Origin of the sequence: Psychrobacter sp. TB20-MNA-CIBAN-0197, assembly GCF_040309765.1 — a bacterium.
GTDB classification, from domain to species: Bacteria; Pseudomonadota; Gammaproteobacteria; order Pseudomonadales; family Moraxellaceae; genus Psychrobacter; species Psychrobacter submarinus.
Window position 1 is genome coordinate 20,161 of sequence record NZ_JBEOPC010000032.1, and the last position, 18,080, is coordinate 38,240.

The window sequence follows — 18,080 nt, forward strand, 5'->3', positions numbered from 1 at the left end:
TCTATCCAAAATCTTTAGGCGGCTAGTAGTTGGCTTAAGCTATGCTGACCGACATCTAGCGAGCGTTTATTTACGGGACGATTATTCTCAAAACCATCTAAGCGATAATCCACGGACATGAGTACATCCGCCATGTGACTGAGGGTTTGCTCGCTTAGAGGCTGTGCGTTTGTTAGACAGGTCTGGGTGAAGCTTGCCAATTGACTAAACATATTTGCCAAAGCAGGTAATTCTAAGAAACGTAGCGCTCCTGCGACCTGGCAGATCATCTCTGGAAACTCATCTAACATGGACAGATGCGCGTCATCTGCAGTGATATAAGTGGTGATGGCGTGCTCGGCTTTTGTGATGTTACTACGGCTCTCTTGTACTAAAACATCATAGGCCGTATCAAGCTGATGCAAGGAGATTCGCTGGTTATTCAGCGATAAGTTAGTCGCGCCAGGCGTATGCATTTTTGCCATTGTAATCGAAGTATTTTCGGCCGACATGAGCGCTAACAGCAGCTCGTCAAAATCTTCAGGTTTTGGGTGGTCCCACTTAGCAACTGCGTTAGCTGTATTAGTGAGCAGAGCTGCGGTGTCGCTTAGACCTAATAGGTGCAGGGCAGAGCTCAACTTAGCTATTTTGGTTGCGATATCAGTAGGCTCGATAGGGGTAGCGGTGACAGTATTGCGGCGTGCGTAGCTATCCACTTGCTCTTTGATGAGGTTGATCTTTTCTTGGATGAGCTCGTTTGAGATGTCAGTGATGGCGCGGTTGGGGCCAAACAAAAAGCGTTTCATCTGTTCGCGCTGTGATGACTCAAGCTGGTTATTGGCGTACTGCTCACGCAGCTTTTGCGCTTGCTCATTATCACGGCTACAAGCGAAGCTGACCAGATCAGCAAAACGAATATCCATCACTGGCAGATAGCTATTAAACTGCTGTTCTAAGTAGATTAAGGTATGTTTTTGGCTTAGAGACAAAGGAAGCTGAGTTTCAATATCGACTATTGCTGCTGCAGCAGCTTGCCAAAATAAGCTGTTACTGTGGCCTGCGATATAAGCACAGGCAGCGCTCATTGCTTCGAGTTTCTTAGCTTCACGGGTCGAGATATTACAATCTGTATTAGCCAATAAAATGCTAAGACCGTTACGATAAACGTTGGTTAATAAATGACTATCAAGCCCGAGTGTATCCAAGGATTGAAAATTATCTTCAGGGTTTGCGATGATCACGCTGCTACGGCCAAAGTCGGCAAAGTAGTCAGTATCAATAGGTGCTTCATCGCCATAAGCTTGTAGCTTATGGATAATCGGCAGTAATAAGCTTGGCTCTACGGTCTCAGTCAATAGCACGAATTCAACATAACGATCTAAGGTCATTATCGCCTCTGAGAGATCCATGATCAACGCGATATTGGTATTGTCTTGACTGTCATGCAGCTGCTGCAAGCCTTGGGCGATCGCTAAGCTTAATACTTGACCGCCTTTAAGCGATATCAGCTCAAAAATACGCGATAACTGGGTTAGGACTTCGACTGATTCGAGCAATAAAGGCGCTTGTGCTTGATTGTCATTAAAGTCGCTCAAGTGGATTTCAGCGTTTTTTAGGGTAACTATGACCTCATCATGCAATAAGTGCAAAGAGGGTAAGTCAAAGTTGGTGATACTAAGCGTAGGCGCGCTCAACGTGGTTTGCTCAGACTGACTCATCGTGTTCCCTTATCGATTATTATTAATAGCCATTAACGGATGATAGCGTATAGCGTTTAAATTCCATAGTACTTCTTATCATAGCTTACCAATTCGATAAGCTATCATTCATTACTGGATAGTCTTCAGCCAAATTCATAAACCAATCGCGATTTGCCTTATCATCTTGGCTGGAATCCAGCAGTAGCGTGGCTAAATTGGCAAAGGTAGCATGAGCGGTCTGGCCGCCGTCGCCAGCACTATCTTCTTCAATCGCTAATGATACTTGACCACCAGTCATCGCCAGATAGACTTCCGCCAAAATCTCCGAATCTAGTAAAGCGCCGTGAAAGGTACGGTCTTGCTTACCAACATCTAAACGGCGCACTAGCGCATCTAGCGTATTTTTTTGCCCTGGATACTGCTGCTTAGCCATCAGCAGTGAGTCAGTGACTTGTACCCGCTGGGCAAAGTCCGATAGTCCGACTTTTTCAAATTCCATAGTCAAAAAGTTCATATCGAACGCGGCATTATGAGCGATGATTTCGGCACCATCCATAAAGTCATAAAGCTTTTGGGCAACTTGATCGAAAGTCGGTTTATCTTGTAAGAAGGCCTCAGAGATACCATGAATACGTATCACCTCTTCATCCATACCGCGCTGCGGGTTGATATAGACATGAAGCTTTTCACCAGTGAATTTACGCCCCACCAACTCAACGATACCCACTTCGATGATGCGATCGCCTTTTAGCGCATCAAGTCCCGTCGTCTCAGTATCCATGATCAGTTGACGATTGCTCTCACCGCGGTGCGTAGGCGTTGGCAGTAGCGGCTTGAAATTAGGGTTGGCGCGGCTCGTATCACCATCGAATTCTGGCAAAGCAGCCGCTTGCGTATCAGGGTGCTGTAAATCGGTTTCGGCAGTCATATCTGTACTCGTAGTATCAATCGTAATAGAGGGCAAGACGCTTGGGTTATCTTCGTCATTTGTGCTATTTAAAGTAGTATTTGAATGGGCATCTAAATCTAAATGAGTATCGGCGGTCTGATAAGGCTGGCTAGTCGATTGAACTGCAGTCATGTGGTCTGGACTAGGGTCCGCCTCAGCTTCAAGCTCGTCAGTGCTGTTGTCCATACTATCTACGTTATCATCATTATCAATGCCGTCAATGTCTTCAAAGTTATCGAGTCCTAAAGGGTCAAAGCTTAACCAGTCGTCTTTATCAAGCGCAGACTCATTAGTCGCGGCTTTTTTTTTACGACTATCATCAGCGCTATTTGCGGTACTATCAGCAGATAAATGATCATCATGCTCACTACTGGCTGTGACACCAAGATTGGCAAGCTCATCGGCTTTTTCATTGCCTGCGTGTCCGGCATGACCTTTTACCCAGTGCCATTCTACCTTACGATTTTGGCATAGCGCGTCAAGCTGTTGCCATAAGTCTTTATTCGCCACCGGCTTTTTACTTGCTGTTTTCCAGCCGCGCTTTTTCCAGCCGTCAATCCAGTCGGTAATACCATTTTTGACATAGCTTGAGTCGGTCCAGATCTCTAAGGTAATATCGCGTGCGCTATGCTGCAAGGCTTGTATGGCGCCCATCAGCTCCATACGGTTATTGGTGGTGGCGTCTTCACCGCCGTATAGATCTTTGGTTTGTCCATTACTCAAAATAAGATGTGCGCCCCAGCCACCAGCGCCGGGATTGCCTTTACAAGCGCCGTCGGTATAAGCGATAGTAGTATTGGCTTTGGCGGCTAAAGGGTCTGCTTTATTAGACGCAGCCGTCTGCATAGCTTTAGTTTGGGCGGCGGAACGATTATCTGACATAAAAACTCAGCGGTAAGGGAGTAAGGTCGATGTTAAAATAGAGAGTTTGATTATAGCAAATCTATAACCGATAAGGCGACTGGGAGACACAAAACACTATCATCACAGATCTCAAAAGCAGCGCTCACATTTTCTGTTAGAATGATAACGGCACTCTTTAAATCCCAATCCAAAACAATAATGTAGGAAGACTTGACGATGGCTAAAGGCGCAGATGTTATTGGTAAATCCTTTACGACCTTGCTCACTAGTATAACCGCCTGTAGCGTATTATGGCTAGCAGGCTGTAGCGATAGTGACCCTGAAGCTACAAGCGTTGAGTCTACAGTGTCTCAGGCAGATGTTTCTATATTTGCAGGATGCTATACCGTAAGCTTTGATGAACCAGCACAAATAAAAGTCAGTGAGCAAAATGGAAAGTGGGTCATGCAAATGAAAGAGCCTGCCAGTAGTGGGCGAGTTTGGGATGATCCTGAAGTATTAGAGGTCGTAGACAATGAGGAGATTCCAACATTCTTCTCGATCGATCCCGATAATGTCGATGCGGTCATCGCTCGTCCTGATAGGGTGCTAGTGTTAGCGCATGTTAAACCTGCTTATGCCAATATCGACCCTTTGCTCGATAGTGAGTATTTGTCTTATATTTACCGCGGCGCTAATACTATTTATCGCGTCGAGTGCGATGAGGTCAATACTGATATTTTGGCTGATCCGCATGCCAATATCGTCATCGATAACGTCGATGAAAGTATTTAAACCTTATGCCAGTGCTGATATTAGTTAGTATCAGTGCCGCTACATCGACGGTAGCGCACGTGGCAATATCCTATAATTAAATGGTCAATGATCGAGTCAGGTATTATGAATTTTTTGAGTTACGTGGTGTTAGGCGGCCTCTCTTATGCCGCAGGCTGGTTGATTCGCACAAAAGTCTTAGATAAAGAAACACCAGAACAGCCTTATAATCTAAAGCATCCCGCTATCTTAGGGTATATGGGCGGTTTTTTTATTGTTATGCTGATTGTCTCTTGGTTGATTGGCCGCTATATGCTAGGGCATATCCATATTGACCTAGCCTTTATTATCGTCAATAGCCTCGTTGCAACCTTTGTGTTCTCCTTTGGACTCAATCCAGAAAAGTCCAGCTACCATGTCCCAGATTAACGGTTTATAGTAGCTGTCCCTAGAGTAAATGCCCTTAGAATAGCTGTCACTAAAATAATAGAGATAAGCAAACGAAACCACGGCCAACGAGATACTCTCATTGGCCGTGGTTTTATTGTGCAGCGATAATAGAATGAAAAGTTAATGATCTTATGATTTTTTATCAGTCTCGCTATCTTTATCCTTTCTAGCTGACTTCTTCTCTTCTTTACCTTTTGCTTTAGAGTCTTTGTCTTCTTTACTGTCCATATTTTTATTAGTATTTTTGTCGTTAGCTGCCGTTTGCTCGTTTTTCCATTTTTTGTACTTTGATAGATCCTTTTCCATCCGCTTTAAACAAAACTTTAACACTAAAGCGTCATCGATATGACCGATAAAAGGAATAAAATCAGGGATAATATCAATAGGGTTTAGGACATAAAGAAGACCAATCACTGCCGCTGAAATAGTTCTGTAAGGAATATTGCGATAATTGCCTTGATAATAGTCTTTGACTAAGCTCATGAGCAACAGTAAATCTTTGGCATAACGCTCAAGTCCGCGATCGCTTTCGACTTGGTCCTTTATTTTATCTTCTTTACTGACAATCAGCTTGATACTTTCTAATAGCCCTTTATCATCTTTTTCTTTATTTTTATCACTCATATAAAAAATCCTTGTTTTTTATTCATTGTCGTTGATTATGGTTTTTACGCACTATTTTGCTAGTTGCTGTTGTTAGCTACTATAGCAAGGGTAAGCTTGAGCGCCAAATGACTAGATAGGGTATTATGTATCGTTTTATTAAGTCTGATTACAGTTTGTAGGATAGTGATGACTAAGAAAATAGTATCTAAGCTCAACCGCCGACAGTTTTTGCGTCATTTGGGCGTAGGAGCGAGCGCCAGTTTATTAGCGAGCCAAAGTATGGTGAATGCGTTGGCGAATGACGATTTATTAGTGACTGATAACCTGACCGCGCTCACTAAAGATGAGTTACCGTCTGCAGTCTCTGGGTCTGAGTCGCCATCTCAGCAGTTAAACCAGACAAGACAGTGCATTAAGCCAACCATCGAAACGCGATTATTTGCAAGCTCAAACGTCGGCAGTCATGATGCTCGCAACCAGCTGGCATTGCAGCGCGTAGCCTGTGCTGGCTTGCAAGTGCAAAACCCTGAGGTTGCCCGCCGTCAGTATCTACGTTTCGCTGGCACTGATGCGCAGCGAGCAAGCGACTTACAAAACATCGCGACGGGCGCGATTAGCGCACCAAAACTGCTGCTTGGCGTGCGCGGTGGTTATGGCGCTTCTCGTCTATTGCCGATGGTTGATTGGGCGACGCTAGGCCGTGTTATGCAAGAGCGTGGCACTATCTTGACCGGATTCAGTGATGTTACCGCGATTCAATGTGCGCTGCTCGCCAAAGCCAATATGAGCTCGCTGGCAGGACCTATGCTCTATAGCGAGTTTGGTAAAGCCATGCCGGACCGCATCAGTTGTCGTCAATTTGTAGCCGCTTTAACCGATCCGAATCTTACTATTGATGTCGATAATGCCGATCTTACCAGTCCAAAGCTGCCGCCTATTTTGGCAGATAACGATAGCCGTTCAATAACGGGAACGATTTGGGGGGGTAATTTGAGCGTAGTATCGGCACTGACAGGCAGTGAGTATCTACCGCGTATCGATGGCGGCATTGTGTTTTTAGAAGACGTCGGTGAGCAGACTTATCGTATCGAGCGTATGCTCTATGAGCTATATCTAGCAGGCGTGTTCAAAAATCAACAAGCCATCGTGTTCGGTGCATTTTCTGGAACTGGTGAGGACAGCTATGATAAGCGCTATGATGTAGCAACTGTCGTTCGTCAGTTGCACAAGTTAACAGGGTTACCGATATATAGTGGCATGCGCTTTGGCCATATCGCGCAAAAAGCAAGCTTCCCATTAGGAGCGTCTTGTACGATTAACCCTAATACGGCGGGTGGCTATCAGCTAAGCTTTGCAGATTATCCAACTATTCACGCCAGCGCTCTTCATGTTGAAGGGTTATGGGCTTAATTGCTAGCATCTAGGCAGTATAATCATTTTTAATAGATAACACTCTGCAAATAATTGTGTATTTAGGGCGTATTGAAGTATAGATGTGCTTGTCATTTATAAAGTAAAAGCATTAGCAAATCGTTAATGAAAGCAAACAAAACCCTCATACTAGTTCAGTTATTTATTATTAAAATTAAAAGTACATTCAACTTAATCTTTAATAAATAGCATGGCTAATAGTTTTGGCCTAACCACAGTGAGGAGATTGACATGGACCAGTTACTAAGCCAGTTACTAAGCAAGAAATTACTAGTAAGTAAGCTTACGATGGCTCTATTAGCAAGCACAGTTGTACTAACGGCTTGCAGCAATGAAACTGAAAAAACAACGGATACCGAAGCGAGCGAAACAGTCTCAAATAACACTACTATAGAGTCTAGCGAAATGACTCCTGTTCATACGGATGACGCTACAACGACCACTACGACTTCTACAGAAGATGAGGATGCTGAGGCGTATTACTCTACGGTAGGCGGGGCAGAGGATGAGCAAGAGGTTGATGATACAGTCTACGTCAATGAAAATAACTCAAACTTAGATCAAACCCCCGCAGATGGCGTGCAATAAATGATGAATAATATACAATTATAATAAATACATGATAAATCTAGCGGTAACTGAACTATCCATTCATCAGATACTCGCGCTTAAGTAAAAAACAAGCGAAACTATAACTGCTTTCGTTTGTTTTATAAATGAAGGCTCTTAGCTTAGAACTTAGCACCATTGTCCTTAAGGTACTGGCAATTAAGATGAGCTGAAGCTACTGTAAATCAGACCTTTCTAAATTCGCTAAAAACGCTGCAAACCCTTCTTTTGCGCGAGCTTGTAAGCGGCTGCTAGTAGTTACTCGCACCTTGTTACTCCAAGTGATGGCATAGCCTTCATTTTCAAATCTCTTTACCAAATCGACATCTTCGTGGCAAGCTAAAGGGCTAAAGCCGCCAACGGCGAGGTAGGCTTCACGACTAAAGCTGAGGTTTGCCCCATGGATGTGACGATGACCCATGATGTCTTGATAATGAGCCTCATAAGCTTGTTGTGTCTGACTGCTTAAATGTGCCCAACTATTGACACTGACTACCCCGCAGATCATGTCGGTCGGCTGCTGCTGAATATGAGCCATTTGCTGCGTGAGCCAATCTGCAGATACCATTGAATCTGCATCGGTACAGGCAAGCCAATTCGCACCGTTGGCAATAGCATGACAAAGCCCTAAGTCTCGCACTCGTCCCACACAGCGATAGTCACAAGTCAAGTATTCAATCTTGTATTCAACCTGGGCACTTCTGATCAGACTAAGCGTCTCATCGGTGCAGCTATCTAGCACTACTAGGGGATAGGCAATAATAGTGGAGGGTAATTGTTCAATAGCGAGTTGAACTGAGGTCAAACAATCCATAATAGTTGACGCTTCATTATGAGCCGGAATCACAATAGCAATTTTTATATCGTTGACGATTTTGCTAGTTATCATGCTTTGACCCAACTCATTATATTAATTGTTCTTGCATAGCGATGGTTTGCGCAGAGCGCTGCCAAACGTCTAATAAAAAATCACTGTCTACTATTTGGCTTTGATGGGTAAAAGCTAGACTTTTCTCTATATTAAACGCTTGCTGTAAACGGTGATGTACAGTTTCACCTGTCATCTCAAAGCCGTCAATATTATAGCGCCAGTGACAACACAGTAAGGTGCCACCGGGAGCAAGGCTTTGCTTAATCCAAGTAATCACTTTATCAATATCAGTTAAAGGCAAATAGTATAAAATCTCACTAATAACGATTAAATGATAAGTCTGGTGGTCAGCAGTTGGGCCGTCTGATAAAGCCTGAGGAATTACCCCTTGTATTAGCTTGACGTTAGAATGCTTCAATAAGCGCTGTTTGGCCAGTTTCACCGCTTTTTGATTACCATCAATACTTAAAAGGCTTTGACAGCGCCCAGCCAGCAATTCACTAAATACGCCGTTACCACAGCCAAGCTCTATAGCGCTAACATAGTGAGCTTGCGGCAATACTGCTAAACACATATCGCGCTTGCGCTTCTCATACCAGCGCGTTTGGTACTGCCATGGATCGCTACTATCGCGATACAAGGCATCAAAATAAGTCTCTGAATAGGTATCAGTCTGATGATCAGTATCGACTAGCAAAGTAGATTTAGACATTAGGCTCATATAAATAAACCTCCCATAGTTGGCTGATTCTAGCAATAGTCTGTGCCGATAGGATAGGCGGATTACCGGTACTTGTATCACTCTCGATTTGACTCTTAAAACAAGCGATCGCTTCGGTTTTGCGTTGTAATTGCTCAGCGCTCAAGTCGACTTTAATCGCGCGGCTCCACGGAATACGATTATCGGCAGGCTCAGCCCAGTGCCAAGCCCAAATGAATACTTGATAACAAGCTAATTGCTGTTGTTTAGCAAATGTGGCCACGACCTGTCCCGTAGCTTCATGATCAGGATGACCGTCATGTACGAAAGGCGTCACTAGAACATCGTCAGGTTGGATAATAGCAGCTAGTTTTTTATAGAACTGTGCCTGCTGAGCGAACACCTCACCATCCGTCAAATCTAGGCTAATAATCGTGACCTGATGATCGATACCTAACACTTTAAGCGCTTCTAGACTCTCTTGTGGGCGGATGGTATTGAGTTTTGCTGGGGAGTAAATCTGCGAATTAGGATGACTTTGTGTGCCGTTGGTCACATGTACCAATATAATATGATTACCATTGGCGGCAAGCTGTTGTAGTAGACCGCCGCAGCCCAGGATTTCATCATCAGGATGGGGTGCAAAAATACACACTCGCTGCTGTGAAGAGAAGTTAGTGGCCACGTCTAGTCGCGGCATGTTATGCAGCCCTGCCCAATTCTGCCAAGCGTCCTGACTGGTGCCGTCACCTGTAATGATGCGGTCACCAACAATAGGATGAATATTATTACGACTATCTTCTAAAGCGTCATCGTTGTTCAACATTATAGTTGCCATAAGCTTGCCTGCTTAAGCAAATCGTTTTTACATAAGGAGTGTGTGGACGCACCAGCCAGCTTACCGATCTGTTGCCAGTCAAAAGCGCCGTGACTTTGGCGAATAAAGACAGGCAGATCTGCTGCTAATCTTGCAAAATGCGCATTATTACAAAATGGCGCTGCACCTAAAGCCTGTCCAGTGACTTCTATGACTTGCCGCGCTAGTTGCTCGACGTGCGCTCTTAACTGACGAATAGCTAGCTCATGACTGCTTTGCGGCTGAGTATCCAGCAGCTCAGCAATATGATAAAAATACTGCTGAGTGACTGCTAATGCTGTACTGACTTGTCCTAAATACATAGCTTTATAATCGTTTGGTTTTTGTTGATAAGCCGTTATCAAGTAACCAGCTATTACTGCGCTTGCCCCATACCAACAAGCTGCAACGCCAGCGGCTCCATGCCAAAAACCCACTCGATCTAAATAGGCGTCTGCCGTGCCTACGTTATGGGCTGTCACCTCATTGAATTGGATAGTAGCGGTATCAGTCGCTTGCATGCCTACCGCTTGCCATGCGCTGTTATCAATACTAATGCCTTGTTGATGCATATTTATGATCAGCAAACAGGACTGACCCTGCTCGTCGCGATAAGTGAGTAAGCCGTAATCGACACTATTAGCACCAGAGCACCACGCTTTTGTGCCGCTCACTTTACCTTGCTCATAGCGTATAGGATCAGGATGACCTTCTGCTGCCCACACTGCCCATAACCCTTCAGCCGTCTGATCGTAGCCAATTTCACGTAAGATACTTAAAGCATCTAAATGCGATTCGAACCATTTGGCAATCGTTAAATCAATCCCTGCGACGTACGCCAAAATCTGCCAGCGAATTAAAGTGTTCGATGAGCGACTATTTGTATTAGAGGCACCACTTGCTGGATGCGGGATTCTATCGCTATAAGTGACTAAAGTGCTTAAGATGTCATGACGTAACTCATCAGTTAAACTAAAAGCGTTCGTAGCTTGCCTATTAGCGAGTATGATATTTTCTATACTGTCTTTAATCGCTAATAATAAGGGGGGTTTTGGCTCTGGCGCTAGCATGAAAATCTCCTAGTTATCATTGTGATTCAGGTAGTTCGCTTTGTTCAGGACTCAAGCTTGGTGTTTGCTGCCCGTTATCCTTATATAAGTCATCTAAAAAGCGTTGTTGCCAAGCTTGCAAGTCATCTCGCTGTAGCCCTTGCAGTAGTTTTTGATAGCGAAGTTTTCGCTCGCCAAGTGGCATAGTCAAAGCTACTCTTAATCCTTGAATGATACTTGCAGGTTGTAGCGGATCGATAATGACTGCATCTTGCATTTGCTCAGCTGCTCCTGCATAACGTGAGAGCAATAACACCCCAGGGTCATCAGGATTTTGCGCTGCGATATACTCTTTTGCCACTAAGTTCATACCATCTTTGAGCGAATTGACCCAGCCAACATCACTTTGCAAAAACAGCATCATCAAAGCCTTGTGATCTAGCACCTTTTCACTATAGTCAATCGCCTGCCAGTCAGTCATCGCTCTATTAGTTTTGTAAGTTTTAGGATCAAAGCTATCTGTCTTATCCATGCTAGTTGCAAGCTGCTGATTGGCCTTAGCAATAGCTACTTTGACCGTATCGTAGAGATGCTGGTAAGCGGGTAAGTCTAAGCGGCTAGGACAAGCAATTTGTTTTAATTGTAGCTGGGTTTGATAACTGGGGTATTGCTGCAAAAAAGAGCGATACGCCGAAAAACGCTTCAATAGTCCTTTTGAATAATCAATCCTATCTACCGCGATAATCTGCTGAGCCGCAGGCTTTATAGGCGTTTTAAGGTTATTCGATTTATCGGCAGATAATGAAGGCGACCACAAATGCCCGACCTGTTGCTGTATCTTTGTGACGTTGACGCCGATGGGGTAGGCATTAACTATTAACGAATGCTCAGGTTTTATATCTAACTGAATTAGCAACTCTTTGACAGCTGGTGTATAGGCGCTAATAAAACTATCCTTTGTCGCTAAGATATCTTTAGGTACGTGGGTTAAAGGGTTGTTTGATAATAAGCGCCGGTTTAAGTAATGTTGTAAAACCGCTAAACAGTTGGCCTTATCATGCTCAGTCTGTGTACCGAGCACATCATAATGGGCAAGGTGATGGATCAGCTCAGCACTTTGGTCAAGCTGTTGCCAAAACGCTAGGGGAGCAAATGGAATGTGTAAAAAAAAGCCTATACGATTAGTGATACCGAGACTTCGGCAATGGTAGGCCACACTCAAAAAGTGATAGTCATGTACCCAAATCACATCATCAGGCTCAATCACTTGTTTGATTTTATGAGCAAAAAGCCGATTCACCTCTTGGTAACCCTGATAGTCATCAGCAGCTTGGTTCATGAGTTCAGGGCGTTCATGCAATAATAACCACAGCACACTATTGGCAAAGCCGCAGTAGAATTGCCGATATTGCTCACTGGTGAATGCTGTGGTCATATAGGTCAGAGAAGTGTCGGCAAGTAACCGCTCATTATCTACTGAAGCTTTATTTTTATTACTGCTAAACTCATTGTCAGTACCGTCATTGCAGCTCTCGGTAATGTCACCATTCCAGCCCATCCAGATAACTGAGTTTCCTTGTAAAATATCTTGCAATGCTACCGCAAGCCCCCCTGCCATAGGTTGGTTATCGGGCGTCTTTACACGGTTAGATAAGACAATTAAGCGGCTCATATCACTGACCTCCTATTGTCTGTACTAGTGAGGAATTAACGTCTGCTATAGCAAACGATGGAGCATAGTAGGTTTGGCAAAATCTTAAAAAGCTGCTGAGTAAAACGGTGACCTCAAAGATATCATTAACGCGATAACGGGCACAGCTTGTTTCACTACCCACTTTAATACCCATGCCTTTTACTTTATGATCTTTTCCTGTTGAGCTACATACCTCCTGTACAGCGATAAAACCTGCTTCATCAGTAACATCATCACCGATAAAGATAGGGCAAAGCTCATTATTAGCACTCATTTTTTTTAGTAAGCTGACAATCGCGGTACCCTTATTAGCGCCTTTTGGTGCTATCTCCCAGACATATTTGCCAGGTTTTAATTCCCAATCAGAGTGGTTTTTTAAGGTGTTTGTCGCAATGTTATAAGCTATATCCGCCAAAGCCGGATTTTTTCGAAAATGAAGAGCGACAGAGTAAGGTTTATCTTCTATACTCAGATCGCTATAAGGATAGCTAAATCGGACGATATCTTGCTTTATTGCAGCAAGCTCAGTGCTATTAACGTAGGCGATATCGGTAGCATTCAAGCTTTTCTTATCGTCGCTCATAGTACTGGCATCAGTAGTACTATTATAAAAAGTTATTTCTAGTCCGTGAGTAGCAGCAATCGGTAGCATTAGAGGGGAGAGCATTTGCTTAGCTTCAGCAAGGCTACGTCCGGTGATGATAGCGATTTTAACGCCGCAGCTCTGTATCTGTCGTAACAGCTTTATCGTTGATTGGGGGATAACACTGTCTTTGGGATCTAAGGTGAAGTCTGCCAAAGTACCATCTAAATCCAAAAACAAAGCGTAATTTTGCTGAGCGGATAAATAATCAGCAAAGTGTTCTGGCTGAATATAGCTAGGTAACTGTTTCACGCAAGAGTTGGTTGAAGTCACCTTTCCTCCTTAATTTAGTGAAGAGCTATACTTTGGTTTAGACTGCTTTATCAGTTGGCTCGAATGACAAGTTTGCCATAAACATCCCCGTTCTCCGTTAGTGATGATAACTAGTTCTTTATAGTTTCTGTAATTTATAAACTACTGATTATAAAGATAATATTTATAGTTTTAAAACAATGTTTAAAAAAAATAAAGTATTGTTGTTGGATACAAGCCTTTAGATGCGAAGCAGTCGTGTTGAGCAGTGAGTGGCAAATTATGAATAATGAAAGCTTGCTATGAGTGAATGGCTAGACAAGCTATCAGCTACACATAAAAGTATTAAGGATCAAAAAGCTGCCTTTTGCATAAGCAGAAGACAGCTTTTATCTATAGACGTGTGGTTTTGTCTGCAGGGTTATGATGGTTTATATTTCCGTCTAAACTGATCGCTTTTCTTTTCATGCTTTATCTTTGCATAAGTACACTCAGTGTGCATAGCTTAAGCTAAATAAAGCAGTATAGAAGAAAGTATCAGACACAAAAAAACCGCAGACCATAGTTGGTTTGCGGTTTTTCGTACTTCTATAATGGTACCCGGAGCCGGACTTGAACCGGCACGCTCGTTAGAGCGAGGGATTTTAAATCCCTTGTGTCTACCAATTTCACCACCCGGGCAAAACTTGTTTTATCTAAAAAAGTAAGCTAGCTGATAGACCATCTAGTTACTAGATAAGTGCTCGCTATTATAAGCCGTTATCTCAATAATGCAAGTCAAAATTGAGCTAAATTATCAAAAATAACGCTAACAATAATTGAGCTAAAAAGTGGAGGCTGGGGTCGGAATCGAACCGGCGTCTACGGATTTGCAATCCGCTGCATAACCACTGTGCTACCCAGCCAAGGGTCACTATATTAGCAAAATTAATTCAAAATACAAGCTATTTTTTGGCTAAATTGTGCTTATTTATCGTCGCACGCACGCAAGTGTTAATTAATAGAGCGAATACAAGCAGTTAGCTTGCTTTAATGACATTGATTAGACAATATCTTTGTTATCGCGTTTGGCTCGTTTGATATCACGATAGGTTGCAGTGCAAATCAAGACTAGCACGGCTAAAGTGATAGCGGGCCAAATCAGGATATACAAGCCGTAAATAAAAGTGTTATCCATGTTATCTCCTTTTTATGGCTAATAAATAGGGTTTCAGTCATAGCCACTAAATCAGTTTTCAATAGTGGCTATAGACTCAAAACCGTCCTAAATTAAGCTAAGTTATATCAAGCTAAGTTTTATAGCCTACCTCTTACGGGTTCTTAGAGGCGGGGGCGACCTTAGCTTTTTTATCATAGTTACCGACGCGTTGTTTGATTAAATCAAAGTCGAAGCGCTCATTACCCATTAAGCTCACTAGCGTACAGACGATCGCACTAACGCCATAAGCCGTTAGGGAAGCGACTAACACCATATAATCACGTAAGAAGCCAGTGGCAAAGATCAACATCAAGATTAGCGTTATCAGGGCTGCACCCATACCTGCCTTACGGCCTAAGAAACCAAAGACCATCAGACCAATAACGACAGCTGCGCCAACACTCGCCATCGCCTCGAAGAATAGAGCGGTAACACCTGTGATAGGGATCAGCTCAAAACGAGCGATACAGAAGAATATCAAGGCGACAATCACCGCAGAGGTAAACGCGACATTGGTAACGCGGTTCCAAAACACGCTTGCGATGACCGGGAAGACGACCGCGCCCCATAATGCACCGACGAATACGAGCATCACTAAGATATCGAGCTTAAAGCTTGCAAATATCAGACCAGCAGCGGTGGCGACAATCATCGTACCACGGCCGACTAGCATCATCGTTCTTGGTTTGACTTGACCTTTTTTGGCGATGTTTTTACCGTAGACGTCCGCCATCATAATCGTCGATAATGCAGACAAATCAGAATCTGCCGTTGAAGATAATGAGCCGATAACTAAAATAAAGAACAGCGCAATAAATATCGGATGCAGATAAGTGCTGACCATTTGCGGAATCAGATTATTCATATCGCCATTTAGCGGATCGACACCGATGGTCAAAGCCATTAGACCTATCATACCTAGACCGATGACGATACCTGCGTAACCGATAGTGGCAGTAACAAAGGTGGGTTTGATTTTGTCTTGATCAATGGCGAATAGCCTTTGGGTAATCGTCTGGTTACCGATAGCATATGCTAATACCGCGACGAAGAAAGGCGCACCTTGCTGCAAGAAAGCTTCTGATGAAAAGAAGTCTTGCTGCTCAAGAGTTAGATTGGACAGCCCTTCTACCATGACGCTAGGACCACCCATAGAGAACAATACAGCCGGAATAATTACCACGCCGATAGCCATTAAGGCGACAAGCTGAGCGAAATCGGTAAAGACAGATGCTCGAAAGCCTGAGGTTAGCGTATAGCTTAAGACGCCGATACCAGCGATAAGTACACCGGTCTGAAACGATAACGGTGAGAGTACGGAAACTAAGGCGCCGGCGGCGGTGAAGTTGACCATCAAGCTAATTAAGCTGCCCATAAGGTTAGATATGGCTAAAATCAATTGGCTTGATGAGCCGTGGCGGGCGTGAATAAGCTCACCTAAAGTGTGACCGTTAGGGGCCAGTTCGCGAAAGCGCATGCCAAATGGGTAGATGAATAAAATCATCAATGCGCCCCAAAAGCCATAATGAATCGGACCGGACACACCGTATTTATAACCAGAAGTGGCCGCAGCATAAAAGGAGGCTGCCCAAATCCAAGTGGCGGTCATACTAGCGGCGCCCATACCGAAACCAACGCCGTGCCCTGCGACCATAAACCCACTGGTCGATTCTTTGTCTTTTTTGATCAGTAAAGAGAGTAAGTAAGTACCCCCATAAAAAGCGACTAACAGTAAAATAACAGTTAGCGCCGAAAATTGAAACAGTGACTCGTTTTGCAAATTCGCACCTCACTATAATTATCATTGACGTCATAAACTGACATAGATAGAAACTTAAAAAAGATAAATACCAAAGGAGTAGACCATTAGTATTTGATTTTTGTGTCAATAACCTAACACAGATGTAACTTCAAATCTATTGACCGCCCAGTTAACTTTTCTTCGCTTAACTTTGTGAGAATGCAAGAATCGCAAGCTCAGCTCTTACTGCAAATCTTAATATATGCACTATTACTGACACTCTTAGTAAGTAATGTGAGAAGGGATAAAAAGGCTTAATGCGTGTTAAATAAGCTTCAATGTAACTTGGATATAACTTGGATATAACTTGGATATAAAAAAGCAGCTAAGCTTATGAAAGGCATTTTAATAGGTATAAGTGGGTAGGCTTTTGACTGTAACAGAGGTACAATATCACGCGTGAATTATACGGGTTTCCTTTCTGTTCATCGCCAAAACTTTGGAGTTATCATGTCAAGTGCGTCAAACACTACTCAGCCATCAACTGAGCAAAAATCCGCTACGCTGTTAGATGGCAAAGCGCTCGCCAAACAGATAGAGCAGTCTCTGAGCCAGCGCGTGGCTACGCTCAAGGATAAGACGGGACGTACCCCAAGCCTTGCGACGATTTTGGTCGGTGCCGATCCTGCCTCCGCCACTTATGTACGTATGAAAGGCAATGCTTGCAAGCGTATCGGTATGGACTCAATCAAGGTGGAGCTGCCATCCGAAACCACCACCGAGCAGCTCAAAGCAAAAATTGACGAGCTCAATAATAATCCAGATGTACATGGTATTTTATTACAGCACCCTGTACCTGCGCATATCGATGAGCGTGCTTGTTTTGAGCAAATCGACTTGGCAAAAGATGTTGATGGCGTCACTTGCTTAGGTTTTGGTCGTATGAGTATGGGAGAGGCGGCATATGGCTCTTGTACGCCGCAGGGCATCATGCATCTGCTAGCGCACTATGATATCGAGCTATCCGGTAAGCAGGCTGTGGTGGTCGGGCGTAGTCCGATCTTAGGTAAGCCGATGGCGATGATGCTATTAAATGCGAATTGTACTGTGACGATTTGCCATTCAAGAACCGAAGATTTGCAAGCGCATGTACAGCGCGCTGATATTGTCGTTGGCGCGGTCGGCGTACCTGAGCTGATTAAAGCCGAGTGGATTAAACCCGGCGCGGTAGTGGTCGATGCCGGCTTCCATCCTACGGATAACGGCGGCGTTGGTGATATCGAGATGACGGGCGTGGCTGATATTGCTAGTGCCTATACGCCAGTACCAGGCGGTGTCGGGCCAATGACGATCAATACCTTGATTCGCCAAACCGTTGAAGCTGCAGAAAAGGCTGCAGGTTTGTAGACTGGTACAACGATTAAATAAATGATAGATTCGAATATTCATTGCTCATAGATAAGGCGTCTGATGCTATAGATTATCAGACCAAATCAACCAAACAAAAAGTTGATAGGTTCCCACATGTCTAAAAAAAATGTAGATCTTCATGAGCGTTTACAGCATATTGGCAGAGAGTTCGTCGATATTTGCCACTATATTATTTTATTTTTGATCAGTTTGGTGGTGATCTGGACAGCAGGTAAAGAGTTTATTGTTACTTAGATTAACACATGAAGTGCAATACCAAATGCAAGGTGAAAAAAAGACCTAGATGCGCTAGCATCAAAGTTTTT

At 43.7% G+C, this 18,080-nt stretch carries 16 protein-coding genes and 2 tRNA genes; 5 read left to right on the forward strand and 13 right to left on the reverse strand.

Annotation, left to right across the window (positions count from 1 at the left end):
- Nucleotides 1–14 precede the first annotated feature (14 nt).
- Both AAEY83_RS10465 and dnaQ read right to left on the reverse strand, forming a co-directional pair.
- Nucleotides 15–1,697 carry a hypothetical protein gene (locus AAEY83_RS10465; protein WP_025645801.1) on the reverse strand — a complete coding sequence of 561 codons (1,683 nt, stop codon included), beginning with the start codon at nt 1,695–1,697 and terminating at the stop codon, nt 15–17.
- A gap of 85 nt (nt 1,698–1,782) precedes the next feature.
- On the reverse strand, nt 1,783–3,510 hold the full coding sequence (dnaQ, locus tag AAEY83_RS10470) for a DNA polymerase III subunit epsilon (RefSeq protein ID WP_025645803.1): 1,728 nt from the start codon (nt 3,508–3,510) through the stop codon (nt 1,783–1,785).
- Nucleotides 3,511–3,708: 198 nt separating this feature from the next.
- Between dnaQ and AAEY83_RS10475 the strand changes: the two genes are divergently transcribed.
- Entirely contained in the window at nt 3,709–4,266 is a 558-nt protein-coding gene (locus AAEY83_RS10475) for a hypothetical protein (RefSeq protein ID WP_025645805.1), read from the forward strand.
- A gap of 105 nt (nt 4,267–4,371) precedes the next feature.
- A complete protein-coding gene (locus AAEY83_RS10480; protein WP_025645806.1) occupies nt 4,372–4,674 on the forward strand; it encodes a hypothetical protein in 303 nt (100 codons plus the stop codon).
- A gap of 150 nt (nt 4,675–4,824) precedes the next feature.
- Here the strand turns inward: AAEY83_RS10480 and AAEY83_RS10485 are convergent, their stop codons facing one another.
- A complete protein-coding gene (locus tag AAEY83_RS10485) occupies nt 4,825–5,319 on the reverse strand; it encodes a YkvA family protein (RefSeq protein WP_025645807.1) in 495 nt (164 codons plus the stop codon).
- Nucleotides 5,320–5,487: 168 nt separating this feature from the next.
- Here AAEY83_RS10485 and AAEY83_RS10490 point away from each other — a divergent pair, with 168 nt between their 5' ends.
- Both AAEY83_RS10490 and AAEY83_RS10495 read left to right on the forward strand, forming a co-directional pair.
- A complete protein-coding gene (locus AAEY83_RS10490) occupies nt 5,488–6,711 on the forward strand; it encodes an LD-carboxypeptidase (protein WP_025645808.1) in 1,224 nt (407 codons plus the stop codon).
- Nucleotides 6,712–6,963: 252 nt separating this feature from the next.
- A complete protein-coding gene (locus AAEY83_RS10495; protein WP_025645809.1) occupies nt 6,964–7,320 on the forward strand; it encodes a hypothetical protein in 357 nt (118 codons plus the stop codon).
- A 196-nt stretch (nt 7,321–7,516) separates the two neighbouring features.
- On the opposite strand, the gene AAEY83_RS10500 is transcribed toward AAEY83_RS10495, so the two are convergent.
- The 10 genes from AAEY83_RS10500 to AAEY83_RS10545 all read right to left on the reverse strand — a co-directional run bounded on the left by AAEY83_RS10500 (nt 7,517) and on the right by AAEY83_RS10545 (nt 16,368).
- Complete coding sequence (locus tag AAEY83_RS10500; protein ID WP_025645810.1) at nt 7,517–8,203, reverse strand: glycosyltransferase family 2 protein; 687 nt, start codon at nt 8,201–8,203, stop codon at nt 7,517–7,519.
- Between the two features lie 43 nt (nt 8,204–8,246).
- Nucleotides 8,247–8,924 carry a class I SAM-dependent DNA methyltransferase gene (locus AAEY83_RS10505; protein ID WP_025645811.1) on the reverse strand — a complete coding sequence of 226 codons (678 nt, stop codon included), beginning with the start codon at nt 8,922–8,924 and terminating at the stop codon, nt 8,247–8,249.
- The gene (locus AAEY83_RS10510) at nt 8,917–9,750 is read right to left on the reverse strand and encodes a PIG-L deacetylase family protein (RefSeq protein WP_025645813.1); all 834 of its coding nucleotides are present in this window, start codon (nt 9,748–9,750) and stop codon (nt 8,917–8,919) included. The genes AAEY83_RS10505 and AAEY83_RS10510 overlap by 8 nt, the downstream gene beginning before the upstream one ends.
- Nucleotides 9,738–10,838 carry an acyl-CoA dehydrogenase family protein gene (locus AAEY83_RS10515; RefSeq protein ID WP_051397391.1) on the reverse strand — a complete coding sequence of 367 codons (1,101 nt, stop codon included), beginning with the start codon at nt 10,836–10,838 and terminating at the stop codon, nt 9,738–9,740. Before AAEY83_RS10515 ends, AAEY83_RS10510 begins: the two co-directional genes overlap by 13 nt.
- 16 nt (nt 10,839–10,854) lie before the next feature.
- Nucleotides 10,855–12,489, reverse strand: a complete 1,635-nt coding sequence (locus AAEY83_RS10520; RefSeq protein WP_025645817.1) for an alpha,alpha-trehalose-phosphate synthase (UDP-forming) — start codon at nt 12,487–12,489, stop codon at nt 10,855–10,857.
- Nucleotide 12,490: 1 nt separating this feature from the next.
- Nucleotides 12,491–13,426 (reverse strand): trehalose-phosphatase, encoded by a 936-nt coding sequence (otsB, locus tag AAEY83_RS10525; protein WP_025645818.1) that lies wholly within the window; start codon nt 13,424–13,426, stop codon nt 12,491–12,493.
- Between the two features lie 573 nt (nt 13,427–13,999).
- Nucleotides 14,000–14,086: transfer RNA gene (locus tag AAEY83_RS10530), tRNA-Leu, on the reverse strand.
- Nucleotides 14,087–14,236: 150 nt separating this feature from the next.
- Nucleotides 14,237–14,310: transfer RNA gene (locus AAEY83_RS10535), tRNA-Cys, on the reverse strand.
- Between the two features lie 137 nt (nt 14,311–14,447).
- Nucleotides 14,448–14,582 carry a putative transporter small subunit gene (locus AAEY83_RS10540; RefSeq protein WP_213017893.1) on the reverse strand — a complete coding sequence of 45 codons (135 nt, stop codon included), beginning with the start codon at nt 14,580–14,582 and terminating at the stop codon, nt 14,448–14,450.
- Nucleotides 14,583–14,715: 133 nt separating this feature from the next.
- Complete coding sequence (locus tag AAEY83_RS10545) at nt 14,716–16,368, reverse strand: sodium:solute symporter family protein (RefSeq protein ID WP_198013321.1); 1,653 nt, start codon at nt 16,366–16,368, stop codon at nt 14,716–14,718.
- Nucleotides 16,369–16,854: 486 nt separating this feature from the next.
- Here AAEY83_RS10545 and folD point away from each other — a divergent pair, with 486 nt between their 5' ends.
- Nucleotides 16,855–17,751 (forward strand): bifunctional methylenetetrahydrofolate dehydrogenase/methenyltetrahydrofolate cyclohydrolase FolD, encoded by an 897-nt coding sequence (gene folD, locus AAEY83_RS10550; protein ID WP_025645821.1) that lies wholly within the window; start codon nt 16,855–16,857, stop codon nt 17,749–17,751.
- Nucleotides 17,752–18,080: the final 329 nt, after the last annotated feature.

What these genes read in the sequence shown, in the direction of transcription:
- AAEY83_RS10465 (WP_025645801.1), bottom strand. Translation starts at nt 1,697, where the DNA reads ATGAGTCAGTCTGAGCAAACCACGTTGAGCGCGCCTACGCTTAGTATC.
- dnaQ (WP_025645803.1), bottom strand. Translation starts at nt 3,510, where the DNA reads ATGTCAGATAATCGTTCCGCCGCCCAAACTAAAGCTATGCAGACGGCT.
- AAEY83_RS10475 (WP_025645805.1), top strand. Translation starts at nt 3,709, where the DNA reads ATGGCTAAAGGCGCAGATGTTATTGGTAAATCCTTTACGACCTTGCTC.
- AAEY83_RS10480 (WP_025645806.1), top strand. Translation starts at nt 4,372, where the DNA reads ATGAATTTTTTGAGTTACGTGGTGTTAGGCGGCCTCTCTTATGCCGCA.
- AAEY83_RS10485 (WP_025645807.1), bottom strand. Translation starts at nt 5,319, where the DNA reads ATGAGTGATAAAAATAAAGAAAAAGATGATAAAGGGCTATTAGAAAGT.
- AAEY83_RS10490 (WP_025645808.1), top strand. Translation starts at nt 5,488, where the DNA reads ATGACTAAGAAAATAGTATCTAAGCTCAACCGCCGACAGTTTTTGCGT.
- AAEY83_RS10495 (WP_025645809.1), top strand. Translation starts at nt 6,964, where the DNA reads ATGGACCAGTTACTAAGCCAGTTACTAAGCAAGAAATTACTAGTAAGT.
- AAEY83_RS10505 (WP_025645811.1), bottom strand. Translation starts at nt 8,924, where the DNA reads ATGTCTAAATCTACTTTGCTAGTCGATACTGATCATCAGACTGATACC.
- AAEY83_RS10510 (WP_025645813.1), bottom strand. Translation starts at nt 9,750, where the DNA reads ATGGCAACTATAATGTTGAACAACGATGACGCTTTAGAAGATAGTCGT.
- AAEY83_RS10515 (WP_051397391.1), bottom strand. Translation starts at nt 10,838, where the DNA reads ATGCTAGCGCCAGAGCCAAAACCCCCCTTATTATTAGCGATTAAAGAC.
- AAEY83_RS10520 (WP_025645817.1), bottom strand. Translation starts at nt 12,489, where the DNA reads ATGAGCCGCTTAATTGTCTTATCTAACCGTGTAAAGACGCCCGATAAC.
- AAEY83_RS10540 (WP_213017893.1), bottom strand. Translation starts at nt 14,582, where the DNA reads ATGGATAACACTTTTATTTACGGCTTGTATATCCTGATTTGGCCCGCT.
- folD (WP_025645821.1), top strand. Translation starts at nt 16,855, where the DNA reads ATGTCAAGTGCGTCAAACACTACTCAGCCATCAACTGAGCAAAAATCC.